This window comes from Streptomyces sp. NPDC044064 (genome assembly GCF_056434245.1).
The window spans coordinates 1-25,506 of sequence record NZ_JBWKFN010000007.1 but is presented as its reverse complement, the minus strand read 5'-3'; the positions used below and the strand labels follow the sequence as shown (position 1 = coordinate 25,506).

Sequence of the window (25,506 nt, the reverse complement as noted above, 5' to 3'; positions counted from 1 at the left end):
CACCGTTCCTTCACAGTGAGTGCATGACTCCAGACATGTCTCAAGTGACCCGGACGAAGCACGGACGGCCCGTGCACCACTGGCGGCGGGACCTCGTCGAGCTCGCCGCCGTGTTCACGGCCGTTGCCGTGGCCGACGGGGTGGCGAACCTGATCGGGCACGGGCCCGACGGTCCGGCGCTGCTGGTCATCTCGGCGATCGCGCTGGCCGCGACGGCGGGCTTCCACACATGGTGGGCTCGGCGCCACGGTCACGCACCGCCGCCGCCGGCCGAGGATACCGGTGCCCGGTCGGCCGCAGCTGCGCGTTCGGCCGGGCCCGTACAGGAAGCGGAGACGCAGGACGTGGCCGGGACCGGCGCGTTGTGGCGGATGCGGACGACGGTGAAGGACGAGCCCGGTTCGCTGGCCGCGCTGTGCACGGCGCTGGCCGGGCGGCGCGTCGACATCCTGAGCCTGCAGACGCATCCGCTGGCCGACGGCACGGTCGACGAGTTCCTGCTGCGGTCGCCCGAGGCGCTGACCGGGGCCGAGATCACCCGGGCGGTCTCGCTGGCCGGTGGTACGTACACCTGGATCGAGCGGGCCGACGCCCACGACCTGGTGGACGCCCCCACCCGGGTGCTCGGCCTCGCGGCACGCACCGCGCTGGACGCGGCCGAACTGCCGCTGGCACTGAGGCAGTTGCTGGGCCGGTGCACGATCCGCTCGCTGCCCGCCCGGCCGGTCGGCGGGGGGCGCGGCCCGGAGCCGGTACCGGTCGAGGGAGTCCTCGAGGACACCGTGATGCGGCTGCCGGCGCCGGAGGGTGGTGTGCTCACCGTGGAGCGGCCGTATCTGCCGTTCACACCGACCGAGTTCGCGCGGGCCAGGGCTCTGGTGGAGCTGGACAGCCGGCTCGGTCCGCGGATCCCGCGCGGCCAGGACGTGCTGACGCTGCCCGAGGGCAACGACATCGCCGTGCGCCGGGCGGACACGGGCGACCTGGCGGCGGCCCGGGCGATGCACGAGCGGTGCTCCAAGCGCACCCTCGGCATGCGGTACCACGGGCCCGTCGGGGACACCGAACGTTATCTGAACCACCTGCTCAGCCCCCGGTTCGGCCGGACGCTGGCCGCGCAGACCCCCGCGGGCCGGATCGTCGGCCTCGGGCATCTGCTGTGGGACGGGGACGAGACCGAGGTCGCGCTGCTGATCGAGGACGCCTGGCAGCGGCGCGGCGTCGGCGCCGAACTGCTCGGCCGCCTGGTGGCGATGGCGGTGGAGGCGGGCTGCGAGAGCGTCTACGCGGTGACGCAGGCCTCCAACACGGGGATGGTCGCCGCGATGCGCGGTCTCGGGCTGCCCCTGGACTACCAGATCGAGGAGGGCACCCTGGTCATCACGGCCCGCCTGGACGCCACGCCGGTCGCCGCGCGTACGCCGTACGGCGGCGGTGAGGAGCGGCTCGGCGGGGCGAGCCGGCGCGACTGAGCCCGGCCCGACGGACGAACGGCCCGACGGAACCACGGCCCGGCGGTCTCCCGCCGGGCCGTGGTCGTGCGCACCCCCGTCAGCGCACGGCTTCCTGGAGCGGCACCGGCGTGGCGGTCCGCTCCCCCAGGGCCTGGTCCAGGTCGGCCCACAGGTCGTCGACGTCCTCCAGGCCCACCGACATCCGCAGCAGCCGGTCGCTCACCCCGGCGCCGCGCCGGTCGTCGGCGTCGACGATGCGGTGGCTGATGGAGGCGGGGTGCTGGATGAGGGTGTCCACGCTGCCCAGGCTGACCGCCGGGGTGACGAGCCGAACCCGGGAGATCACCTCGTGCGGGTCGCCGTGGACCTCGAAGGCGACCATCGCGCCGCCCAGGCGCGGGTAGCGGACGCGGGACACCCGCGGGTCGGCGGCGAGCCGGGCGGCCAGCTCGGCGGCGGTCGCGGAGGCGGCCCGGACCCGCACCGGCAGTGTGGACAGGCCCCTGAGCAGCAGATAGCCGGCCAGCGGATGCAGGACCCCGCCCGTGGCGAAACGTATCTGCCGAAGCTGTCCGGCGAACTCCTCGTCACAGGCCACCACACCGGCCAGCACGTCGCCGTGGCCGCCGAGGTACTTGGTGGCGCTGTGCAGCACCAGTCGCGCGCCCTGTTCGACGGGGCGCTGCAGGACGGGTGTGGCGAAGGTGTTGTCGGCGAGCAGCGGGACCGAGCCGCAGGCATGGGCGATCGCCCGCACGTCGAGTTCGGTGAGCGTGGGGTTGGCCGGGGACTCGACCATCACGAGACCGGTGTCGGCACGCAGCGCGTCGGTGATGCCGGCCGGGTCGGTCCACGTCACCTCCGTGCCGAGGAGGCCGGCGGTCAGCAGATGGTCGCTGCAGCCGTACAGGGGTCGTACCGCGACCACATGGCGCAGGCCCATGGCGGAGCGGGCGAGCAGGACCGCGCTGAGCGCCGCCATGCCGCTGGCGAAGGCGACGGCGGACTCGGTGCCCTCCAGCCTGGCCAGGGCTGTCTCGAAACGGGCGACGGTCGGATTGCCGAGGCGGCCGTAGATCGGCGGGCCGACCGGGTCGGCGCCGTCGGTGGCGAAGGCGTCGATGCGAGCCGCCTCGCCCCGGCTGTCGTACGAGGGGTAGGTGGTGGACAGGTCGATGGGCGGGGCGTGCAGGCCCTGCCGGGCGAGGTCGTCGCGGCCGGCGTGCACGGCCTCGGTGGCCAGTGCTCTCGATGCGGTGCGTACGGCGTCGTAGGCACCCGTGCTCGCTGTGTCCATGGGCGGAAGGTTGAACACAGGACGGGCCACAGGAATCGAACACCGTGCTACGTTCGGCCAATGGCTGAATCCGTCGTACTGGATCCGGTGGATCTTCACCTGCTGCGACTGCTGCAGAACGACGCCCGGACCACCTACCGCGATCTCGCCGCGCAGGTGGGCGTGGCGCCGTCGACCTGTCTGGACCGGGTGACCCGGCTGCGCCGTGCGGGCGTGATCCTCGGCCACCAGCTGCGGCTCGATCCGGCGAAGCTGGGTCGCGGTCTGGAGGCCCTGCTGTCGGTGCAGGTCCGGCCGCACCGGCGGGAGCTGGTCGGGCCGTTCGTGGAGCGGATCCGGGCGCTGCCGGAGTCACGCACGGTGTTCCATCTGACCGGGCCCGACGACTATCTGGTGCATGTGGCCGTGGCGGACATGGCCGATCTGCAGCGGCTGGTCCTGGACGAGTTCACGGCGCACCGCGAAGTGGCCCGGGTGGAGACCCGGTTGATCTTCCAGCAGTGGGACTGCGGGCCGCTGCTGCCTCCGGCGACGCCCAGAGCGGAATCACGAATACCTGGGTGACGCAGGCATAGTCCCCGTACGAGGATGGGCGGCATGTCTGAGATCCAGAGCCCGCTGCCCCGCCAGGTCGCCGACGCCTATGTGGACGACCTCATCGCCCTCGACCCGGTCACCGGTACCTACCTCGGTGTGAAGGAGAGTTCGAGCAGGCTGCCCGACTACTCGCCGCGGGGCCGGGAGGCCCTCGCGGAGCTGGCCCGGACCACCCTCGCCCGGCTCGACGAGGCGGAGCGGCGCCCCGGCGCCGACAGTGATGTCGAGCGTCGCTGCGGGCGGCTCCTGCGGGAGCGGCTGACCGCCGACCTGGCCGTGCACGAGGCCGACGAGCACCTGCGCGAGGTCGGCAACCTGAGCACGCCGGGCCACTCGGTGCGTGAGGTCTTCACGGTGATGCCGACGCAGACGGAGGAGGACTGGGCAGCGATCGCCGAGCGGCTGCGTGCCGTGCCGGGGGCGTTCGCGGGCTACCAGGAGTCCCTGGCGCTCGGTCTGGAGCGCAAGCTGTACGCGGCGCCGCGGCCGACCGCGACGTTCGTCGAGCAGCTCACCGAGTGGTCGGACACCGACGGCAAGGGCCTGGGCTGGTTCGAGGACTTCGCCTCCGCCGGTCCGGACGCGCTGCGCGCGGAGCTGGACGAGGCGGCCCGCGCGGCGAGCGCCGCCGTGGTGGAGCTGCGGGACTGGATGCGGGACGTGTACGCGCCGGCCGTCGAGGGCGCCCCGAACACGGTGGGCCGCGAGCGCTACGCGCGCTGGTCCCGCTACTTCAACGGCACCGACCTGGACCTGGACGAGGCGTACGCCTACGGCTGGTCGGAGTTCCACCGCATCCTCGGAGAGATGCGCCAGGAGGCGGAGAAGATCCTGCCGGGTGCGGACACCCCGTGGGTGGCGCTCGCGCACCTGGACGAGCACGGCCGGCACATCGAGGGTGTCGACGAGGTCCGGGAGTGGCTGCAGGGCCTGATGGACAAGGCCATCGAGGATCTGGACGGCACCCACTTCGACCTCGCCGAACGGGTGCGGAAGGTGGAGTCGTGCATCGCCCCGCCCGGCGGTGCCGCGGCCCCGTACTACACGCCCCCGACGGAGGACTTCTCGCGTCCCGGGCGGACCTGGCTGCCGACCATGGGGCAGACCCGGTTCCCGGTGTACGACCTGGTGTCGACCTGGTACCACGAGGGCGTGCCCGGGCATCACCTGCAGCTCGCGCAGTGGGCGCACGTCGCCGAGGACCTCTCCCGCTACCAGGCCACGGTCGGCGGGGTCAGCGCCAACGCGGAGGGCTGGGCGCTGTACGCGGAGCGGCTGATGGACGAGCTGGGCTACCTCACCGACCCGGAGCAGCGGCTCGGCTACCTGGACGCGCAGATGATGCGGGCGGCCCGGGTGATCGTCGACATCGGCATGCACCTGGGGCTTGAGATCCCGGCGGACTCCCCGTTCCACCCCGGTGAGCGCTGGACGCCGGAGCTGGCCCAGGAGTTCTTCGGCGCGCACAGCAGCCGGCCCGCGGACTTCGTGGAGAGCGAGCTGACCCGGTACCTGACGATTCCGGGCCAGGCGATCGGCTACAAGCTCGGCGAGCGGGCGTGGCTGCTGGGCCGTGCGAAGGCCCGTGAGCGGCACGGCGACGCCTTCGACCTGAAGGCCTGGCACATGGCGGCCCTGTCACAGGGTTCGCTGGGCCTGGACGACCTGCTGGACGAGCTGTCCCAGCTCTGACCCGTCCGGGTCGCAACGCCTTCAGCCGCCCTCGGAGTTGATCACCTCGCCGGGGCCCGGCCCGGCTCGTCGGGCCCGCCCCGGCGTGCGGCACATGGTGACGCCGCTGAACGCTCGCGCCGTACGCGACCGGATCCCGGGCGATGGACCGCACCCCGTTCGGCCTTTCGGCCGTACGGCCGTGCCCCGGTGGCGGCCCCGGTGGTGAGACGGCTTGCTGGTGGCGAGAGGCGAGTCGGAGGAGGCGGGCCGGGTATGCAGGGAAAGGGGCCGGGGCAGGAGGCGATGGAGACCCCGCGCGCCGCGGGGCTGGCCGGAGTGGTGTTCGCGCTGCTGCTGGCGGCGGCGATCGTGCTGATCCGGCTGGCCATTCCCGAGGGGGCCGACGCGGCCGACGTCCAGGGGGTCACCGGCTCCGCGCGGCGCACCGCGGTGCGGATCGCCCTCGCGCTCGTACCGTTCGCCGGCATCTTCTTCCTGTGGTTCGTCGGCGCCGTCCGGGCCCACGTCGGCGCCGTCGAGGACAAGTTCCTCGCGACCGTCTTCCTCGGCAGCGGACTGGTCTTCACCGCCACGATGTTCGCCTCCGCCGCGGCGGCCGGATCCGTACTGGCCCTCGCGCACTCCGAGGGAGCCGGCCCCGCGCTGCCCACCTGGGACTTCGGCCGCCACCTCGCGTACTTGCTGATCACGGGGTACGCGATGCGGATGGCGGCCGTGTTCGTGTGCTCCATGTCGGTGATCGGGCAACGCCTCGGCGTGCTCCCGCGCTGGCTCTCGGTGCTGGGCTTCCTGACCGCCCTGATCCTGCTCTTCGTCTCCTCGAACGTCCCCTGGGCGGAGCTGGTCTTCCCCGCCTGGTCGCTGGTGCTCAGCGTCCACATCATCGTGGCGAGCGGTCGCTCCGGGTCGCGTCGCACGGCGTCCGCGTGACGCCGCGGGGCCCTTCACTCGAACGGCGTGCCTGAGCGCGCGGGGTCCTGCGCGCCGCTCGCATGCTGGCGAGCGGGACATGACCGCCGTCCGGAGGCGTCCGCGCGGAACGTGGTGGCGCGCACCGGACCTGGCCACCTGAAGGACGGAGCGTCGATGAGGCTCGTCGTCGATCTCAACAAGTGTCAGGGGTACGCGCAGTGCGCGTTCCTCGCGCCCGACGTCTTCGCCATGCACGGCGAGGAGGCGCTGATCTACAACCCACGGGCGCAGGAGGAACAGCGGGAGCGACTGGCCCGTGCCGTCGCCGCCTGCCCGGTGCAGGCGATCACGGCCGACGGGCTGGACGGCACGGGTGCGGACGACGCCTCCGGCCGGGAGGCGACCGATGGTCACTGACTACGTGGACTGGCTCAGGCGCGAGGGCCGGATCGTGATCGTGGGCGCCTCGCTGGCCGGCCTGCGGGCCGCCGAGACGCTGCGCGCCGAGGGCTTCGCCGGTGAACTCACCCTGATCGGTGACGAGCCGTACGATCCCTACGACCGGCCGCCGCTGTCCAAGAGCGTCCTGCTCGGCAGGGCGGACCCGCTCCACACCGAACTGCCCCGGCGCCGCGAGATCGACGCGAAGTGGCGCCTCGGTGTGCCGGCGGCGGGTCTCGACATGACCGTGAAGCGGGTGCGGCTGGCCGACGGCGACGAGGTCGAGTACGACCGCCTGCTGATCGCGACCGGTGTGCGAGCCCGGCCCTGGCCGAAGGAGTCGGAGGCGCAGCTGGACGGCGTCCTGCTGCTGCGGACCCGGAACGACGCGGCCGCCCTGTACCGGCGGCTGAAGGCCGGTCCGCGCCGCGTCCTCATCATCGGCGCCGGGTTCTCCGGGTCCGAGATCGCCTCGGCCTGCCGGGAGATGGGCCTCGCGGTCACCGTGGCGGAGCGCGCGGGCGCGCCCCTGGTGGGAGCCCTCGGCGGGGTGATCGGCGGGGTGTCGGCGGAGCTGTACCACGAGAACGGTGTCGACCTGCGCACCGGTGTCATGGTCACCGGTCTTGAGGGCGACTCGGTGGGCCGGGTGAAGGCCGCCCATCTGTCCGACGAGACCGTCGTCGAGACGGACCTCGTGGTCGTCTCGCTCGGCTCTACGCGCAACACCGAGTGGCTGACCGGGTCGGGGCTCGGCGCGGGTCCCCGGGGCATCGCCTGTGACGCGGGCTGCCGTGCCTTCGACTTCCGGGGCATCGTCACCGACGACGTCTTCGTCGCGGGCGACGTGGCCCGGTCCCCGCACGCGCTGTTCGGCTACCAGTTCCTCTCCCTGGAACACTGGGGCAACGCCGTCGCGCAGGCCGAGATCGCCGCGCACAACATGATCAGCCCCAGCAGCGACCGCCGCCCGCACCTGTGGGTGCCCGCGTTCTGGTCGTCGCAGTTCGGCGTGAACATCAAGTCCGTCGGCGTCCCGCCCATGGGCGAACAGATCATGATCACGCAGGGCTCCCTGGCGGATCGCCGTTTCGTCGGCGTGTACGGCTACCAGGGCCGCGTCATCGCCGCCGTGAGCTTCGACAACACCCGGTGGCTCGAGTTCTACCAGCGGGAGATCGAGCGAGGAGCGCCGTTCCCGGTGGAGTACCCGACGGTCGACCGACGCCCCGAGGGCCGCCAGCCGGTCCCGGCCGACTTCCCCGACCCGTCGCTGCCGACCCACGGCCCGGGCGTGACCCTCAGCGGCTACTCACCGACCGACCGGCAGCTCGTCTTCACCCCGGCCCACTGACCCGGCGCCCGGACTCCGCTCCCCTTCCCGGGACCTTCACGCCCCAAGGACTCCGCATGACGCACGCCCCGCTCCTGCGCCAGATCACCGACTTCGCGAACCGCGCCAACCCGTATCCGCTGTACGAGGAGCTCCGCAAGACGCCGGTGCTGCACGAGGAGGAGGACGGTCCGTACGTCATCAGCTCGTACTGGGACATCAAGAACCTGCTCCACGACCCGCGGATCAGCTCCGACGCGGCCAACCTCACCGCCCCGGGCGACGACGAGCTGTCCGGACCGGAGGCGACGGGGCTGCCGCCGAGCTTCATCCGGCTCGACCCGCCGGAGCACGACCGGCTGCGCCGGATCGCCAACAGCTCCTTCGGACCGCCGCACCGGCCCACCCGGGTCGACTCGATGCGCGGCGAACTCGCCCGGATCGTCACGGACCTGATCGACGGGTTCGGGGACGCGCGGCAGATCGACGTGGTCGACCAGTTCGCGTACCCCTTCCCGGTGACCGTGATCTGCCGGCTGCTGGGCGTACCGCGCGAGGACGAGCCCCGCTTCCGTTCCTGGGTGGACCCGATCGTCGCCGGCCTGGACCCCGACACCCGCACGAGCGCCGAGTCCATGAAGACCGCGCAGGAGGCCCGGCTGCAGCTCGGCATGTACCTGAACGGGCTGGTGGAGAAGCGCGCCAGGGAACCGCACGACGACATGCTGTCCGACCTGGTGAACAGCCGCGGTCCGGACGGCGCGATGACCACGATGGAAGTGCTGAGCACGGCGGTGCTGCTGCTCATCGCCGGTCACGAGACGACCGTCAACCTGATCACCAACGGCATGCTCACACTGCTGCGGTTCCCGCGGTATCTCCAGCGGCTGCGTGACGACCCGGGCCTGTCCGTGAAGATCGTCGAGGAACTCCTGCGCTACGAACCGCCGGTGCAGCTCGTGCCGCAGCGCACCTGCATCACCGACATCGAGGTGCGCGGCGTCACCATCCCGAAGGGCTCGCGGATCTGGCTGGTCCTCGGCGCGGGCAACCGGGACCCGGAGCGCTTCCCCGACCCCGACCGGTTCGACCCGGACCGCGAGGACATTCAGCACCTCGGCTTCGGCAGCGGCATCCACAGCTGCTTCGGCGCCCCGCTGGCCCGGCTGGAGGCCCAGATCGCGCTGGCCGAACTGGCCCGGCGGCTCGACAATCCCCAACTGGTCGAGGACCCGCCGCCCTACCGCCCGAACGCCGTGCTGCGCGGCCCGCGCCACCTCGACATCACTTTCGACGGCCTGCGGTGACGGCAGGCGCGGCCCGGTTCAGTCCGCGAGCCGCCTGAGCTGGACCAGGCCGACCCAGGTCTCGGGGCCGGGCTGGGTGTAGGCGGCGCGCACCGCGTACGCGCCCGGTTCCAGCGCGACGCGCAGGTGCTCCTCGCCCTGCGCCGCGCCGCCCGGCCATGCCGAGTCGAACAGCACCACGGGGCCAGGCACGTTCCAGCGGACCTCGTGTTCCCACACGGCCGCGTCGAGCGCGCCGGGGATCTGGGCCAGCAGCTCGCTCTCGGAGTTCGCGGCGGACCAGCGCACGAAGGTGCCGTGGTCGGGCAGGTACGAGGTGGAGGCGGGTTCGTCGCCGAAGACGAGAGCGGTGCTGTCTCCGACCGGGAGCAGGCCGACCCGGCCGTCGACCTCGCACGCGCGGTCGTAGTCCGTGGCGAGCTCCTCGCTGTCGGCGCCCGCCCAGAACGGCAGCACCGTCTCCGGTACGGCTATCAGCGGGCCGCCGCCCGACTCCACCCACTCCAGTGCGCCTGGATCCGCGTATCGAGCCATGCGCAGAACCTACACGGCGGGTGTCAGCAGCCGCACTCGCCGTCCACGGGTGCCGTCAGCGGGTCGGCGTCCCGGCGCGCCGGCCCCTGCCAGGTCTCGTAGGCGAAGCCCTCCCGCGCCCAGTACTCGAAGCCGCCGAGCATCTCCTTGACCCGGTAGCCGAGTTCGGCCAGGGCGAGGGCGGCGCGGGTGGCGCCGTTGCAGCCGGGGCCCCAGCAGTACGTCACCACGGGCACGGACCTGTCGAGGAGCTGCTCGGCCTGCTCGGGGATGAGCGCGGTGGGCAGGTGGACGGCGCCGGGGATGTGCCCCTGGTCCCAGGACTCGGTGGAGCGGGTGTCGATCACGACGAAGCCGGGGTCGCCGTCGGCCGCGAGCGCGGCGGCCACGTCGGAGACGTCGGCGTGGAAGGCGAGGGCGGCCCGGAAGTGGGCGGCGGCCTCGGCGGGGGCGGCGGGGGCGACCCGCAGGACGGGGTTCACGGAGTTGGTGATCATGGCCAGAAATCTATGGCGCCCGGCCGGGTCCCTGAAGTGATGATCCCCGGGCCTCCCCTTGATCGGCCGGGGTTTTCCCTGCTATCCATCCGGGATGACCGTGTATTCCCCGGACGCCACCGACTGGCGCATCCTCGAGGTCCTCCAGCGGGAGGGCCGGGCCAGCTACGCCGAGCTGGCGCGCGCCGTCTCCATGTCGCCGAGCGCGGTCACCGAACGGGTGCGCCGGCTGGAGGAGGCCGGTGTCATCCAGGGGTACGCGGCGGTCGTGGACCCCGAGCGCCTCGGCCTTCCGATCCTCGCGTTCGTCCGGCTCCGCTACCCGAACGGCAACTACAAGCCCTTCCACGACCTGGTGGCGGTGACGCCCGAGATCCTCGAGGCCCACCACGTGACCGGTGACGACTGCTTCGTCATCAAGGTCGCCGCGCGGTCGATGCCGCATCTGGAGGAGATATCCGGCCGGATCGGCGCGCTGGGTTCGGTGACCACGAGCGTCGTGTACTCCTCACCGCTGCCCCGGCGTCCGCTCGGCCGCTGAGCGTCAGCCGCCCCGCTGGCGCAGCGAAGACCCCGACCTGCCCTTGACGACCTCCAGCTGGGCGTGGATCCGGCGGCGCAGGTCGGCGACATGGCTGACGATGCCGACGCTGCGGTCGCGTTCGCGCAGCGAGTCGAGGACGTCCAGGACCTCGTCCAGGGTCTGGTCGTCGAGGCTGCCGAAGCCCTCGTCGATGAAGAGGGTGTCCAGGCGGACGCCCCCGGCCTCGTCGGTGACGACGTCGGCGAGACCCAGGGCGAGGGCGAGGGAGGCGAAGAAGGTCTCGCCGCCGGACAGCGTGGCGGTGTCCCGCTCACGGCCGGTCCAGGCGTCCACGACGTGCAGCCCGAGGCCGCTGCGGCCGCGTCCGGTGCGGTCGTCGGAGTGGACGAGGGTGTAGCGGCCGCACGACATCCGCTGCAGCCGTACGGTCGCGGCGGCGGCGACCTGCTCCAGGCGGGCCGCCAGGACGTACGACTCCAGGCGCATCTTGCGTTCGTTGTCCGCGGACGTGCCCGCCGTGAGCGCGGCCAGACGGGCCACCCGGTCGTACTCGGCACGCAGCGGGGCGAGTGCGCGTACTCCGGCGGCGGCACGGGCGGAGAGCCGGTCCAGCTCGGTGCAGCAGCGGGCGGCCGCGTCCCGTGCGGAGGCGGCCGCGCGCAGCCGGCGTTCCGCCTCGGCCGCCGTCCGCTCCGCCGCGCCGACGTCGGCGGGCGGCTGCTGTGCGGCGGCCGCTGTGCCGGCCTCGGCCAGTGCGGCGCGTACGGCCACCTCCTCCGACTGCCAGGCGTCCAGGCGGTGTTGGAGGTCGCGGTGGGCCGCGTCGTCCAGCAGCGCGGCGGCCGCGGCCTGCGGGGTGTCGAAGCCGGCGCGGTAGGCGGCGTCGGCGAGGCGGGCGTCGGCGCCCTTGAGCCGCTGCGATGCGTCCTGTGCGGCGCTCGCGGCGTGGGCGGCCTCGGTGAGCAGCGTCGCCTGCCGCTCCAGTTGTGCGGCGCGGGCGGCCACGCTGGTCGCGGCTCCGCGTGCCTGCGTCAACTCCTGCTCCAGGAACGCCTGTTCGCGTTCCAGGGTCTCGCGCCGGGTGAGCCGGGAAGCGGCTCGTACGGCGGCTTCCTGGCGGGCCTGAAGGCGCTGCTCGCGCTCGCGCTCGGCCTGGCGCAGCTCCTCCTGGGCGGCGTGCAGGGCGGAGGCGTCGCGGCGTGCGCGCGCATGGGCTTGCTCCAGCCGGTCGGCCTCGGCGGCGAGCTGTGCGGTGGGGGTGTCGCCGGCCTCGGCGGTGGCTGCGGCCAGGGCCTCGCGTACGACGCCGAGGCGTCGTTCGTCCTCGGTGTGCTGTTCCTCGGCGCGCCGGTGGGCGGCCTGGGCACGTTCCTCGGTCTCGCGGCCGACGTGTCCGGCGACCTTGCGAGCCGGGGCGGGGTGTGCGGTGGCTCCGCAGACGGCGCAGGGTTCGCCGTCGTTGAGGTGCGCCGCCAGCTCGGCGGCGATGCCGTTCAGGCGCTGTTCCTTGAGGTCCAGCCAGTGGGCTCGGGCGTCGAGGGCGCCTTGTCCGGAGGCGAGGGCCCGGCGCTGCGCCTCCTCCAGGTCGGCTGCCAGCTCGTCGCGGGTCCGTGCGGCGTGCAGGCGCCGTCGTGCGGGTTCACGCTGGACGGCGAGCTGTTCGGCGCGGGTGGCCGCCTCCTGCGCGGATTCGGTGCGGGACTGGAGGGCCGCCCGCGCGTCGTCCCACTCGGCGAGCCAGGCGTCGGCCTCGCGCAGGACGTCCTCGTCGGCACGCTCCTGCCGGTCCAGCCCGGCCCGCTCCTCGACCAGTTCGGCGAGCCGCCGCTCGGCGCGCCGGGCCGACTCGAGGCCGCCCAGCTCCTCGGCGGCGCGGCGGGCGGCGGCCGCGAGGCCCGCGGGGCCCGCGTCGGCGTAGGTGCCGGGGAGCGTACGGCGTGCTCGCGCCTCGGCGCCGGCGGCCGCGCCGTGCTCGGCCTCGGCGGCCTCCCGCAGCTCCAGCGCGGGCGCCACCGTCTCCGCCTTGCGGGCGCGCGCCATGCGCTCCTGTGCCTCCCGGTGGGCACCGGCCCGCTCCTGGAGGCGTTCGGCCCGCTGCCGGGCCTCGGTGAACCGGCCCTGGAGCCGGGCGAGTTCGCGTACGTCGTCCAGGGTGCGCTGTGCCTCGGCGCGGCCGGACTCGGTGGCGGCAAGGCGGCTGTGGGCGACGGTGAGGCGCTCCCGCACGGTGCTGCGGGCCACGGCCGCGGCACCGAGGACGGCCTCGGCCAGGCCGGGCTCGCCGGGGCTCAGTCCGGGCAGCTCCATCGCGTCGCCCGCCGCCTGCTGCATGCGGTGCGCGTCGGCGAGGAGCGCCGCGTCGCCCTCGCGTACCCGCGCCTCGGTCGTGCGCCGGCGCTCCGCGAGCCGCTTCTCGACATCGGCGAAGCGCTGGGTGTCGAAGAGGCGGCCCAGGAGACGGCCGCGGGCCTCGGCGTCGGCGCGCAGGAAGCGGGCGAAGTCGCCCTGGGGCAGCAGGACGACCTGGCAGAACTGCTCGCGGCTCATGCCGAGCAGCTGGGTGATCTCCTCGCCGATCTCCTGGTGGGAGCGGCTGAGGTCCTTCCAGACGCGGGCGGTGGCGTCGTACTCGCGCAGCCAGGTCTGGGCCTTGTCGACGGTGGTGCCCGTGCCGCGCAGCTTCTTCCGTTCCCACGGCGGCTGCCGGGTGATCTCCAACCGGCGTCCGGCTACGGTGAGTTCGAGGCGGACCTCGGTGCGGGTGCCGGGCTCGGCGTGGTCGCTGCGCAGGTGCATGCCCTGGCCGCTCTGCCGGGCGCCGGGCACGGAGCCGTAGAGCGCGTAGCAGACGGCGTCCAGGACGGAGGTCTTGCCCGCGCCGGTGGGACCGTGCAGCAGGAAGAGCCCGGCGGCGGACAGCGCGTCGAAGTCGACGCTCCGGGCGCCGCCGAAGGGGCCGAAGGCGGTGATGTCGAGCCGATGCAGCCTCACCGGGCCGCCTCCCGGACCATGTCGTCGGCGCGCACCGCGTCGAAGGCCTCGCCGAGCACGGCCGCCTCCTGCTCGTCGGGCCCGGCGCCGCGCACATGGGCCACGAAGTCCTGGGCGATCTGCCGGTCGCTGCGGCCGGCCAGGCGCCGGGCGTACGACACCTCGGGGTCGCCCGGGCCCCGTTCCGGGTCGAAGGCCAGGCTGAGGGTGTGCGGGAAGCGCTCGGCGAGCCGGGCCATGGGGTCGGCGGGGCGGACCGGGTCGGTGAGGGTGGCCTCGACCCAGGCGCCCTCGTGACGGGCGAGGGCGGGGTCGGCGAGGAGGTCGTCCAGGGCACCCCGGATGCGGGCCAGCGGGCGCGGCACCGGGCAGTCGAGCCGCTCGGCGGTGACCGAGCCGCCGGCGTCCAGGTCGACGAGCCACATGCTCTTGCGGTGGCCGGCCTCGGAGAAGGAGTACGCGAGCGGGGAGCCGGAGTAGCGCACGCGCTCGGTGATCGTCTGGCAGCCGTGCAGATGGCCGAGCGCCACGTAGTCGACGCCGTCGAAGACCCCGGCGGGTACGGCAGCGACTCCGCCGACGGTGATGTCCCGCTCGCTGTCGCTGGCCTGGCCGCCGGTGACGAAGGCATGGGCGAGGACGACGGAGCGGGTGCCCGGCGGGCGGCCGGCGAGGTCGGCGCGGACGCGGTCCATGGCGGCGCCGAGCACGGCCTCGTGACCGGCCCTGTCCACCGCGAACTCGTCCTTGACCAGGGCCGGTTCGAGGTACGGCAGCCCGTAGAAGGCCACGTCGCCGTGGGCGTCGGCCAGCAGGACCGGGGTGCCGGCGGCGGACGGCTCGGTACGCAGATGGATGCCTGCGCGGTCGATGAGTCCGGCGCCTACGCCGAGGCGGCGGGCCGAGTCGTGGTTGCCGGAGATCATCACCGTGGGCACGCCGAGGGCGGCGAGGCGGTGCAGGGCGTCGTCGAACAGCTCGACCGCGGCGAGCGGGGGTACCGCGCGGTCGTACACGTCTCCGGACACGACCACCGCGTCCACCGCGTGTTCGCGCACGGTGGTGACGAGGTGGCCGATGAAGTCGGCCTGGGCGCCGAGCATGCTCACCCGGTGGAAGGCCCGGCCGAGATGCCAGTCGGACGTGTGCAGCACTCTCACGAAACCGCTCCGGCCCGCACGACTACCCCATCCACACTTCAAGGACCTGCACGAACCCGGACAGGCTCGCGCACAGCACCCACCACGCTAATGCCTCGGCGCACCTGATCCACCACGGACCTCGTTGCACGACCGGCAACCACGCCCGATATGACCCGAAATCACCTTGATATGGGCAAAAGTCGGCCGCGACACCACCGGACCGCTGTCATGAGCGTCACGTGCCGACCTCCGCGTCCCGCCAGCCGTTCGGGCGGATGCTCCGCGTGATGGCCTCGGCCGTGGCGCGGACATGGGGCAGCAGGCGGACCGGCTGGACGAGGTCGACGCGCCCGACCGCCCCGACGGCGGCGACGACGGCGCCACGGCTGTCGCGCACCGGGACGGAGAGCCCGCCCCATCCCTCGGTGAGCATGCCACGGACCAGCGCGTGCCCCTCGCGCCCGACCCGCACGAGGCAGCGGCCCAGTGCGGCGCCGTCGGTGATGGTGGTGGGCGTGTACGCGGGCAGCGGACCGGCGCAGATCGCGTTCCGCACGGACTCGCCGGCATGGGCGAGCAGCACCAGGCCCACCGAGGAGGCGTGCAGCGGCAGACGGCCGCCCGGATGGGTGTACAGCTCGGCGAGATCGGCCTGGTTGGTCACGACGGACAGGCATACGCTCTCCACGCCGTCACGTATGGCCAGCGTCGCACCGACCGACGTCTGTCTGTGCAGTTCGACCAGGTGCGGCTGGGCGGCCTCGGCAAGTGACGAGCTGCGCGGGGCCAGCACGGCCGTCTCCCACAGGCGCAGGCCGATGCTGTAGCCCCCGTCGGGGCAGCGTTCCAGGGCTCCCCAGCCGGTGAGCTTGTTGACGATGCGGTGAACAGTGGCGACCGGCAGCCCCGAGCGCCTGCTGATGTCCGACAGCGTCAAGGTCCGGTTGTCACGGTCGAAGGCGCCGAGGATGCTCAGCGTCCGGTCGACGACGGAGCGCTCCGGAGCACCGGAGGGGGAGGTGGTCATCCCGTTGAATTCCCTTCACCTGCACGTCAGGGGTGCTTGTGTAATCGTGCTGGCACCAGGCGTGAACCGGTGACGGGCGGCCACCGCTATCATCAAGTCTTCAAGCAGCCCTAGGAAGGTCGATCCCGGAACGTTCATGGTCGATTTCGCTTCGTTACCGATCCCTGTCGTCCCGTACACCCCGATCTGCCGACCTGGCCTCGGTATCGCGATGTCGACCGTGCGCGATCTGCGCCGACGGGCGCCCACGGAGTTGCTCGCCGCTCCGCATCGGCTCGAATTCCACCAGATCATGCTGGTGACGAAGGGCCGGGGAAAGTACTCGGTGGACTCCGCTTGCATACCGTGCTCGGCCGGCACACTGCTGTGGACCCGGCCGAACCAGGTGATCCAGGCGTTGCCGGAGGACATGGAAGGCGAACTCCTCATGTTCACCGAGGCGTTCCCGCTGCCGATGCACGCCGGACTCGGGCTGCTGGACGATGTGCTGCGCCCCAGCCACTGGCAGCTCTCGGACATCGAACTACCGCTGTTACAAAGGGGCCTGACGCTGCTTCAGGAGGAGTTCGCGCGGCCCGACCGAGGCCTTGGCGAGCAGGTGCTCAAGCATCTGCTGGCCGTGGTGCTCATCCGTATCGACGAGGTGTGCCGCCTGCGTCACGACGAGGTCCACACCGGCGCTCCCAGCGGTGAGGCGGGCGAGCTGTTCGTCCGCTTCCGCCGGGAGCTGGACGACGCGTACCGCTCCACCCGGCTGGTGGAGGACTACGCCGCCAGGCTCAACTGCAGTACCCGCGCCCTGTCCCGGGCCTGTCGCGCCGTCGCCGGCACGTCCGCCAAGGACGTGATCGACGCCCGGGTCGCGCTCGAGGCGCGCCGGCTGCTCGTCCACACGGACCTGCCGCTCGCCGCCATCGCCCGCCATCTCGGCTTCTCCGAGGTCACCAACTTCGGCAAGTTCTTCGTGCGGCGCGTGAATACGGCACCCGGTGCATTCCGGCGGGACGCCAGGGCCCTCAACCAGCCCGGATCCGACGATTAACCTGGAGTTCTTTCCACTCTCTGGAAGAGCGGTTGTTCGGGAATCCGGAAGCTGGCAAGACTGTGCCCTGCGTGCTTCGGGCGGCCACTCCGAAGACACCGTGGACCTGCAGGTCTGTACCAGAAAGAGCGATCCCACCTTCGTTCGACCCGACCACCCGCCAGATTACTGACGAGTTTTTTTCTGCCCTCCCCGGCACCGAATCCCCAAAGCAGAACACCGCTCAAATCTCCCCGATTCCTCGTCCGGCGCCCCAACTTCCAGCCGGCGTTCCGGGATTGCACCGCGGCGACCGGGCGGAAACCCGGTTGGCCGAGCAGTCATGCGCGCAGCACCGTCCACGGGCCCTCGTGCGCCCGTACACCCCCATCACGACGGGCCGGTGCACGCCCACATCAACCGCACGCGCCTCCGGCATGCCCGGAGCCGCGCCCGAGGAAGGACGACCCATCATGACCGCAGTGACCGCTTCCGAGGCCGAGACCTGGCTGATCGAGAAGATCGCCCACCGCCTCGGCGTGGCGCCGGGCGAGGTCTCGCGCGAGGTGTTCTTCGACGAACTGGACCTCGACTCGACCGAGGCGCTCATCCTCGCGGGCGAGCTGGAGAACTGGCTCGGCTTCGAGCTGAGCACGACGACGCTCTGGTACCACCCCACCGTCAAGGACCTGGCGTCCTTCCTGGCCGAGGAGAGCGACCGGCGTGCGACCGCCGCGTGACCGACGGCCGCCGGTGGCCCTGGAGTTCAGGGCCACCGCGGCCGGCGGCCGCACGGTCTACGTCGTCCATCCCGGCGCGCTCGCGGCGCAGGTCCACCGGGGCCTGGCGGACGCACTGCCGGAGGGCGACGGGCTGACCGTCCTGGATCTGGGCGCGCTCGACGAGTACGCGCGGGCGGCGCTGAACGGCGGCCGGGCCGACACGACCGTGGAGGCCCTGGCCGGCCGGCTGCTCGCCGCGACGGAGCCGCTCCGGGTGCCGTACACGCTCGCCGGCTGGTCCTTCGGCGGAGTGCTCGCCCTGGCCATGGCCCAGGTGATGCCGGCCGAACGGCGCCCCGAGCGGCTGGTGCTCCTCGACAGCATCGCGCCCGCCGAGGAGTACAAGCAGCCCGACGAGGCGCTCGAACCCGACCTGCTCCTCGGCTGGTTCGCCATGTACCTCGGGGCCAAGCGGGACAGGCCGATCGGACTCGCCCCCGGGGCGCTGGCCGGACGCGGGGCGGACGACGGGCTGCCCGTCGTGCTCGACGCGGCCGTCGCCGCCGGTGCCCTGCTCCCGGGCACTCCGCTGCCGGGCCTGCGCAAGCTCTACGACACCTACGTGGACGGGCTGTTGCGCAACAACCGGCTGACGGCCCCGTACCGGCCCGCCCCCGCGCCACTGCCCCTGGTGCTGGTGCAGGCGGAGGGCAGCCTCGTCCCGGACGACCCCACGCTCGGCTGGACGCCGCTCGCCCCGCACGGTCTGACCCGGCACGGCTGTCCGGGCGACCACTACACGATGCTCAGCCGTCCCGACTCCCTCGGTGTGATCGCCCCGCTGCTGCACGCAGCCTGAACCTGCCTCGCCCCTCTCCCGCGCGCCACCCGCAGGTCCCGAACCTCCCCGGGGCGCCGTACGTCAGGCCCCGCCGTTCCGACCAAGAGAGCCTCGCCGTGAACGCTTCGCACCCTTCCGACCTCGATCGCCGGCTCGCCCGGGATCCGATCGCGATCGTCGGCCTGTCCGCCCTGTATCCCAAGTCGCGTGATCTGCGCGCGTTCTGGGCCAACGTCGTCGCCGCGGCCGACTGCATCGAGGACGTGCCCGCGACCCACTGGGACGTGTCGGAGCACTACGACCCCGACCCCGCAGCGCCCGACAAGACGTACGCAAAGCGCGGCGGCTTCATCCCCACCGTGCCGTTCAACCCGCTGGAATTCGGGCTGCCGCCCAACACCCTCGAAGTCACCGACGTACTGCAGCTGCTGAGCCTCGTCGTGGCCCGCGACGTGCTCAAGGACGCGGGCGCCGACCAGGACTGGTACGACGCCACGCGCACCGGTGTGGTGCTGGGCGTGACCGGCGCCAACCAGCTCACCCAGCCGCTGACCGCCCGGCTCCAGACGCCGGTCCTGAAGGAGGTCGTCCGCAGTTGCGGGCTGTCCGAGCGGGACGCGGAGGAGATCGCGGAGAAGTTCAAGCTGGCCTTCGCGCCCTGGGAGGAGAACTCCTTCCCCGGCATGCTCGGCAACGTCGTCGCCGGCCGCATCGCCAACCGCCTGGACCTCGGCGGCACCAACATGACGATCGACGCGGCGTGCGCCAGCTCGCTCGGCGCGGTCAAGGCGGCGGTCAGCGATCTGCTGGAGCGGCGCTCGGACACGATGCTGGTGGGCGGCTGCGACGCCGAGAACACCATCTTCATGTACCTGTGCTTCAGCAAGACGCCCGCGTTCTCCAAGCAGGGCGCCATCCGCCCGTTCGACGCCGACGCCGACGGCACGCTCATCGGTGAGGGAATCGGCATGCTGGCGCTGCGCCGGCTCGCCGACGCCGAGCGGGACGGCAACCGGATCTACGCCGTGCTCCGCGGCATCGGCTCCTCCAGCGACGGCCGCTTCAAGTCCATCTACGCCCCGCGCAAGGAGGGGCAGATGACCGCGCTGCGCCGGGCGTACGAGGACGCGGACTGCTCCCCGGCCTCGGTCGAGCTGTTCGAGGCGCACGGCACGGGTACGGCGGTCGGTGAGGCGACCGAGCTGTCGGCGCTGTCGGCTGTCGTGTCGGAGTTCACCAAGGAGCGCCAGTTCGCGGCGGTCGGCAGCGTGAAGTCGCAGATCGGCCACACCAAGGCGGCCGCGGGCGCGGCCGGGATGATCAAGCTGGCGCTGGCCCTGCACCACAAGCTGCTGCCGCCGACCATCAACGTGGACCGGCCGAACCCGGCGCTCGACTGGGCCGAGAGCCCGTTCTACGTCGGCACGCGCACCCGGCCCTGGATCCTGGACCCGGCCCGGCCGCAGCGGAGGGCGGGCGTGTCGTCCTTCGGTTTCGGTGGCACCAACTTCCATGTCGTGCTGGAGGAGTTGGGCGACGGGTCCGACCTGCGGGTGATGTTCCCCGTGAACCGGGTGTTCATGTGGCATGAGCCTGACATCGAGCAGCTGGTGCGGGCGGTCGGCGAGGGCGGGGAGCCCCGCACCGGTCCCGCCCCCGCGGATCACCCCCGGCTCGCCCTGGTCGCCGGCAGCGACACCGAACTCGCCGAACTGCGCGCCCTGGCCGCGACGGAGCTGCGCGCCGAGCCGTCGGCCGAGTCCTGGTCGCACCCCAAGGGCATCTACTTCCGCCGGTCCGCCGCCCCCACCGGCAAGGTGGGCGCGCTCTTCGCCGGGCAGGGCAGCCAGTACGTCGAGCCCGGCCGCACGGCGGTGCTCGCGCTGCCTCCCCTGCGGGAGGCCTTCGACCGGGCGAACGCGGCCTTCGCCGGGCACGAACTCCCGCTGTCCCGCATCGCCTTCCCGCCGCCCGCCTTCGACGAGGCGACCCGCACGGCCCAGGAGTCGGCCCTGCGCCGCACCGAGTACGCCCAGCCCGCGATCGGCGCGCTGGCGGCCGGCCACTACCGCTACCTGACCGAACTGGGCTTCGCCGCGGACGGGTTCCTGGGGCACAGTTTCGGCGAGCTGGCCGCCCTGTGGGCCGCCGGGGCCCTCGACGACGACACCTACTTCGCCCTGGCCCGGGCCCGCGGTGCGGCGATGGCACCGCCCGCCGACCCGGACTTCGACGCCGGCGCCATGGCCGCCGTCAGCGCCTCCGAGGAGCGGGTCCGCGAGCTCCTCGCCGCGCACCCGGAGCTGATCGTCTGCAACCGCAACGCCCCCGACCAGGTCGTGGTGGGCGGCGCCACCGAGGCCGTGGAGCGGCTGGTCGAGGCGGCCGGCGCCGCCGGGACCCGGGCGCTCAGGCTGCCGGTGTCCGCGGCCTTCCACACGCCGTTCGTCGCCCACGCCGTGGAGGAGTTCGGACGGCGGGTGGCCGGCGCCGAGGTGGGCGAGCCGCGCCGCCCGGTGTTCGCCAACTCGCCGGGCGCCTCCTACGGCCCGGACGCCGACGCCAACCGGCGCACCCTGGTGGAGCAGCTGGTCAAGCCGGTCGAGTTCGCCGACCGGATCGAGGAGATGTACGCGGCGGGCCACCGCACGTTCGTCGAGTTCGGCCCGAAGGGCGTGCTGACGCAGCTGGTCCGACGCATCCTCGGCGAGCGCGAGCACTTCGCCGTGCAGCTGGACCCGGGCGACAAGGGCGACGCCGAACTGACCCTGAAGCGGGCCGTGGCCCAACTGGCCGTCCTGGGCGTGCCGTTGGCCGTCACGGACCGCTATGCGGCCGAGGCGCCGCGCGAGGAGCCGGTCAAGGGCATGACCGTGCCGCTCAACGGCATCAACCACGTGCCCGAGGCCCGGCGGGCCGCCTACCGGGAGGCCGTGCAGAACGGCTACCGGGTCTCGCTGCCGACGGCGGGCGCGGTTGCGCCGACGGCCGCTGTTCCGACGACGGCCGCTGTTCCGGCCCCGGCCGCACCGGGCTCTCCGGCTCCCGCGGCTGTCCCGGCTCCGGCGATCGTCGCGGCTCCCGCCGCCGCCCCGGCGCCCGCACCGCAGCCGGTCGCCCGGCAGGTCACGCCGGGCGACCGGACCCCCGCCCCGCAGGCCGCGCCCCCGGCGCGGCCCGCCCCACCGGACGTCCTGGAGAACGAGTTCATGGCAGAGGAACACCGGACCCCCGCGCCCGACGACCGGCTCGCCGGGCTGCTCGCCGACCACCTGGCCCTGCACGACGACTACCTCACCGGTCAGCTGTCCAGCGCCCAGCGCCTGATGGGGCTGCTGGAGCGGGCCGACGAACAGGGCCGTGTCGACGACGTGCTCCCGGGGGTCGCCTCCGTCAAGGAGCACGGTCTGGCGATCGGGCGCACCCATCTGCGGGCCAACGAGATCCTGCGGGACCTGGCAGCCCTGGAGTACGGCGCCGCCACCGCTGCCCCCGCGGCCGCTCCGGCCGCCGAGACCCCCGCGGCCCTGGCGCCCACACCCGCACCGGCCGTGGCGGCTCTGCCCGAGGCTCCCGCGACTCCGGCGCCCGCGGCCCTGGAAGCCCCGGCGGCCCCGGCCCCGGCGGCCCTTCCCCCCGCCGAGCCCCCGGCCGAGCCCCCGGCTTCCGGTGCCTCCCCCGGGGACGTGCGGGCCGCGCTGCTCGACGTGGTGTCCCGGAAGACCGGCTACCCGGCCGACATGCTCGACCTGGACATGGACGTGGAGGCGGACTTGGGCATCGACTCCATCAAGCGGGTCGAGATCATGGGCGTCCTCCAGGAACGCTTCCCCGGCCCCACCCCGGTCGGCCCCGAACAGCTCGCCGAACTCCGCACGCTCAGCGAGATCGTGGACTTCGTGCTCAGCCTCGGCGGGGTGCTCGGCGACACGCCCGCGCCGACGGCGGCGACGGCCGTGACCGCGGCGGCCCCCACGGTGGTCTTCGGCACCGCGGACATCGCCGCCGCCCTCCTCGGTGTCGTCTCGGAGAAGACGGGCTACCCGGCGGAGACGCTGGACCTGGACATGGACGTGGAGGCCGACCTCGGCATCGACTCCATCAAGCGCGTCGAGATCATGGGCGTCCTCCAGGAACGCTTCCCCAGCCCCACCCCCGTCGGCCCCGAACAGCTCGCCGAACTCCGCACCCTGAACGAGATCGTGGGCTTCGTCCTCGAGCTGAACGCCCCGGCCTCGGCAGCCCCCGCGTCCGCCGCGAGCGCTCCCACGGCACCCGCCGCCTCCGCCGACGACGTACGCGGCGCGCTGCTCGACGTGGTGTCCCGGAAGACCGGCTACCCGGCCGACATGCTCGACCTGGACATGGACGTGGAGGCCGACCTCGGCATCGACTCCATCAAGCGCGTCGAGATCATGGGCGTCCTCCAGGAACGCTTCCCCAGCCCCACCCCCGTCGGCCCCGAGCAGCTCGCCGAACTCCGCACCCTGAGCGACATCGTGGGCTTCGTGACCGGCCTGTCCGGCAGCCCGGAGCCCGTGACCCGGCCTCTCCCCGAGCCGAAGGCCGAGACCGACGCCGCCGACTCCGACGCCCCCGCCCCGGACGCCCCCGCCCCGGGTGCCCTCGGCCGCGGGCAGGCCGCGCTCGCCGAGCTGCCCGATCCGGACCAGCTCGTCGGGGCCTACCCGCAGGACGGTGTCGTCCTCGTCGTCGACGACGGCAGCGAGGTCGCCGCGGCCACGGCCGCCCGGCTCGGGGAGGCCGGCCGCCAGGTGCGCGTGCTCCGGCTGCCCGGCGTGCCGCAGCGGGTCACGGGAGCACGGGACACCGCCCTGACCGGCTGGGGCGCCACCGAACTCGCCGCCCGCATCGAGGAGTCGGCCACCGACCCGGTGCATCTGGTGCTCGTCTTCGCCGCGGCGGACGACCTGCCCTGGGCGGAGGGCGTACGACGGCTCGCGCACACGCTGCTGGTCGCCAAGCACACGGTGGCCCCGCTGACCGCCGCCGCCCGGCGCGGCCACCGGGCCGCGTTCGTCACCGTCACCCGGCTCGACGGATGCTTCGGCCACGGCGGTGTCGCCGAGGACGCGGCGCCCGCCGGCGGCGTCGGCGGTCTGGTGAAGACCCTCGCGGTGGAGGAGCCCGCGCTCTTCTGCCGGGCGCTGGACCTGAGCCCGGCCCTCGGCGCGGCCGAGGCCGCGTGCCTGGTGCTGCAGGAGGTCTACGACGCCGCCGCGGGCCCCGTCCAGGTGGGCCGTGACGGCACGCGCCGGGTCGGTCCGACGCTCGGCGAGCAGCCGGCCGCGCCCGCCGCCCCCGGCGCTCCTCTCGGCTCCGGCGATCTGCTCGTCGTCACCGGCGGCGGGCGTGGCATCACCGCGCGCTGCGCCATCGCCCTGGCCGGCGCGTACCGTCCCGGCCTGCTGCTGCTCGGCCGTACCGCCCTCGGCGCCGAGCCGGAGTGGGCAGGCGGCCTGACCGACGCGGCCGCGCTCAAGGCCGCGGCCGTGGAGCACCTGAGGGGCACGGGCGAGAAGCCCACCCCGAAGCGGGTCGAGCAGCTCTACCGGGCGGTGATCGGCGAGCGCGAGGTCCGCGCCACCCTCGACGCGGTCCGCGCGGCGGGCAGCGAGGTCGACTACCTGCCGGTGGACATCACCGACGCCGCCGCGACGGCGGCCGCCCTGGCGCCGTACCGGGAGCGGATCACCGGCCTGGTGCACGGCGCCGGCGTCCTCGCGGACCAGCTGATCAGCGCGAAGAAGGCGGCCGAGGTCGAGCGGGTCTTCTCCGTCAAACTCGGCGGCCTGCGCTCCGTGACGGCCGCGGTCCCGGCCGAGCGGCTGCGCCACGTGCTGCTGTTCTCCTCGGTCGCCGGGTTCTTCGGCAACCGCGGGCAGTCCGACTACGCGATGGCCAACGAGGTGCTGAACGCGTGGGCCGCCACGTTCAGGCGCAGCCACCCCTCCGCCCACGTCACCGCCCTGAACTGGGGCGCGTGGGACAGCGGGATGGTGTCGCCGCAGATCAAGGCGGTGTTCGAGGAGCGCGGCATCACCCTCATCCCGGAGGACACCGGAACCCGGCTGTTCACCGAGCAGTTCGCGCCCGAACGGTCCGGTGACGTGATCACCGTTCTCGGCCCGACCACGCCCCTGTCGGAGCCGGAGCACAACGCACCCACGTCCCCGGTCGTCCTGGAGCGGGACCTGGCGGGCCTGGCCGGTGAACCGCTGGTCGCCGACCATGTGATCGGGGACGCGCCGGTGCTGCCCGCCGCCGCGGCCCTCGGCTGGGCCGCGGGCGCCGTCGAGCGGCTGACCGGCGCCGCGGTCGCGGAGATACGGGACTTCGTGGTCCACAAGGGCGTGGTCTTCGACGGCGGCCTCGACGGCAGCCGCTTCCAGCTCTCGGTCGACCCGACGCCCGACGGCGCCGAGGCGGACGTGGCGATCCGGTCGGTCACCGGCGACGGCGCCGTACGCCCGCACTACGCGGCCCGCGTGCTGCTGCGCGCCGCCACCGGGCAGCGGCCGGCGCACCTGACCGGTCTGCCCGCCCTGGGCGGCGGCAGCGACGCCCGCGTCTGCTACACCGACGGCACCCTCTTCCACGGCGCCTCCCTGCGCGGTCTGCGCCGGGTGCTGGAGTCCGCCGAGGCGCGGCTGGTCGTCGAGTGCGCCCTGCCCGAACACCGGCCCGCCGGCGGCGCGTTCGGCAGCGGCCGGTACGCGCCCGGCACCGCCGACCTGCTGCTGCAGGCCGCGCTGGTGTGGATGCGCCGGTACCGCGACACGGCGAGCCTGCCGATGTCGGTGGGGCGGGTCGACCTGTACGAGGCGCTGCCGGACGGCGGGCCGTTCGTCGTGGTGGTGGAGCCGGTGTCGGCGAACGGGACGACCGCGACTCTGACGGTGACCGCGTGCGCCCCGGACGGCCGGGTGCTGTCCCGGTTCACCGACGTCTCGCTCGTGTCCACCCCGCAGCTGGCCGCCAAGTTCGCGGGCCGCTGAGCCGACATACGGACCGCCGGTCCCGGGGGGGGGGGGGGGCGCCCCCCCCCCCCCCCACCCCTCCCGGGGGGGCGCTGTCAGCTCCCCAACTGGTACCGCCTCGGGGTGCTTCCTTTTTTTTGTGGGGCGCGG

18 protein-coding genes are annotated in these 25,506 nt (G+C 73.5%); 12 read left to right on the top strand and 6 right to left on the bottom strand.

Going from position 1 to position 25,506, the window contains the following annotated elements:
* Nucleotides 1-23: 23 nt before the first annotated feature.
* Nucleotides 24-1,472 carry an N-acetyltransferase family protein gene (locus AC07DS_RS13280; RefSeq protein WP_479144800.1) on the top strand — a complete coding sequence of 483 codons (1,449 nt, stop codon included), beginning with the start codon at nt 24-26 and terminating at the stop codon, nt 1,470-1,472.
* A 79-nt stretch (nt 1,473-1,551) separates the two neighbouring features.
* Here the strand turns inward: AC07DS_RS13280 and AC07DS_RS13275 are convergent, their stop codons facing one another.
* Complete coding sequence (locus AC07DS_RS13275; RefSeq protein ID WP_479144798.1) at nt 1,552-2,751, bottom strand: trans-sulfuration enzyme family protein; 1,200 nt, start codon at nt 2,749-2,751, stop codon at nt 1,552-1,554.
* Nucleotides 2,752-2,811: 60 nt separating this feature from the next.
* Here AC07DS_RS13275 and AC07DS_RS13270 point away from each other — a divergent pair, with 60 nt between their 5' ends.
* From AC07DS_RS13270 to AC07DS_RS13245, 6 genes are all read left to right on the top strand, one after another.
* On the top strand, nt 2,812-3,315 hold the full coding sequence (locus AC07DS_RS13270; protein ID WP_094219622.1) for an Lrp/AsnC family transcriptional regulator: 504 nt from the start codon (nt 2,812-2,814) through the stop codon (nt 3,313-3,315).
* A gap of 33 nt (nt 3,316-3,348) precedes the next feature.
* Nucleotides 3,349-5,040, top strand: a complete 1,692-nt coding sequence (locus tag AC07DS_RS13265) for a DUF885 domain-containing protein (RefSeq protein WP_479144796.1) — start codon at nt 3,349-3,351, stop codon at nt 5,038-5,040.
* 255 nt (nt 5,041-5,295) lie between these two features.
* Nucleotides 5,296-5,973 carry a hypothetical protein gene (locus tag AC07DS_RS13260; protein WP_479144794.1) on the top strand — a complete coding sequence of 226 codons (678 nt, stop codon included), beginning with the start codon at nt 5,296-5,298 and terminating at the stop codon, nt 5,971-5,973.
* A gap of 156 nt (nt 5,974-6,129) precedes the next feature.
* Nucleotides 6,130-6,372, top strand: coding sequence for a ferredoxin (locus AC07DS_RS13255; RefSeq protein ID WP_479144792.1), 243 nt, complete (start codon nt 6,130-6,132; stop codon nt 6,370-6,372).
* Nucleotides 6,362-7,750, top strand: a complete 1,389-nt coding sequence (locus AC07DS_RS13250) for an NAD(P)/FAD-dependent oxidoreductase (protein WP_479144790.1) — start codon at nt 6,362-6,364, stop codon at nt 7,748-7,750. Before AC07DS_RS13255 ends, AC07DS_RS13250 begins: the two co-directional genes overlap by 11 nt.
* Before the next feature lie 56 nt (nt 7,751-7,806).
* Nucleotides 7,807-9,036, top strand: a complete 1,230-nt coding sequence (locus AC07DS_RS13245) for a cytochrome P450 (RefSeq protein WP_479144788.1) — start codon at nt 7,807-7,809, stop codon at nt 9,034-9,036.
* 18 nt (nt 9,037-9,054) lie between these two features.
* Here the strand turns inward: AC07DS_RS13245 and AC07DS_RS13240 are convergent, their stop codons facing one another.
* Together AC07DS_RS13240 and AC07DS_RS13235 are read right to left on the bottom strand one after the other, a co-directional pair.
* Nucleotides 9,055-9,570 (bottom strand): immunity 21 family protein, encoded by a 516-nt coding sequence (locus tag AC07DS_RS13240; protein WP_479144786.1) that lies wholly within the window; start codon nt 9,568-9,570, stop codon nt 9,055-9,057.
* Nucleotides 9,571-9,593: 23 nt separating this feature from the next.
* Nucleotides 9,594-10,067, bottom strand: a complete 474-nt coding sequence (locus tag AC07DS_RS13235) for a rhodanese-like domain-containing protein (protein ID WP_479144784.1) — start codon at nt 10,065-10,067, stop codon at nt 9,594-9,596.
* A gap of 94 nt (nt 10,068-10,161) precedes the next feature.
* Between AC07DS_RS13235 and AC07DS_RS13230 the strand changes: the two genes are divergently transcribed.
* Nucleotides 10,162-10,608: an Lrp/AsnC family transcriptional regulator gene (locus AC07DS_RS13230; protein ID WP_145884978.1), complete on the top strand. Its 447-nt coding sequence runs from the start codon at nt 10,162-10,164 to the stop codon at nt 10,606-10,608.
* Nucleotides 10,609-10,611: 3 nt separating this feature from the next.
* On the opposite strand, the gene AC07DS_RS13225 is transcribed toward AC07DS_RS13230, so the two are convergent.
* From AC07DS_RS13225 to AC07DS_RS13215, 3 genes are all read right to left on the bottom strand, one after another.
* On the bottom strand, nt 10,612-13,602 hold the full coding sequence (locus AC07DS_RS13225) for an AAA family ATPase (protein ID WP_479144782.1): 2,991 nt from the start codon (nt 13,600-13,602) through the stop codon (nt 10,612-10,614).
* Complete coding sequence (locus AC07DS_RS13220) at nt 13,599-14,762, bottom strand: exonuclease SbcCD subunit D (RefSeq protein WP_479144780.1); 1,164 nt, start codon at nt 14,760-14,762, stop codon at nt 13,599-13,601. The genes AC07DS_RS13225 and AC07DS_RS13220 overlap by 4 nt, the downstream gene beginning before the upstream one ends.
* A 217-nt stretch (nt 14,763-14,979) precedes the next feature.
* Entirely contained in the window at nt 14,980-15,771 is a 792-nt protein-coding gene (locus AC07DS_RS13215) for an IclR family transcriptional regulator (RefSeq protein WP_479144778.1), read from the bottom strand.
* Between the two features lie 211 nt (nt 15,772-15,982).
* On the opposite strand from AC07DS_RS13215, the gene AC07DS_RS13210 reads away from it, so the two are divergent.
* The 4 genes from AC07DS_RS13210 to AC07DS_RS13195 all read left to right on the top strand — a co-directional run bounded on the left by AC07DS_RS13210 (nt 15,983) and on the right by AC07DS_RS13195 (nt 25,374).
* Nucleotides 15,983-16,813 carry an AraC family transcriptional regulator gene (locus AC07DS_RS13210; protein WP_479144776.1) on the top strand — a complete coding sequence of 277 codons (831 nt, stop codon included), beginning with the start codon at nt 15,983-15,985 and terminating at the stop codon, nt 16,811-16,813.
* A 452-nt stretch (nt 16,814-17,265) separates the two neighbouring features.
* Nucleotides 17,266-17,532, top strand: coding sequence for an acyl carrier protein (locus AC07DS_RS13205; protein ID WP_479144774.1), 267 nt, complete (start codon nt 17,266-17,268; stop codon nt 17,530-17,532).
* A complete protein-coding gene (locus AC07DS_RS13200; RefSeq protein ID WP_479144772.1) occupies nt 17,516-18,373 on the top strand; it encodes a thioesterase domain-containing protein in 858 nt (285 codons plus the stop codon). Before AC07DS_RS13205 ends, AC07DS_RS13200 begins: the two co-directional genes overlap by 17 nt.
* A 98-nt stretch (nt 18,374-18,471) precedes the next feature.
* The gene (locus AC07DS_RS13195; protein WP_479144770.1) at nt 18,472-25,374 is read left to right on the top strand and encodes an SDR family NAD(P)-dependent oxidoreductase; all 6,903 of its coding nucleotides are present in this window, start codon (nt 18,472-18,474) and stop codon (nt 25,372-25,374) included.
* The last annotated feature ends 132 nt before the right edge of the window (nt 25,375-25,506 follow it).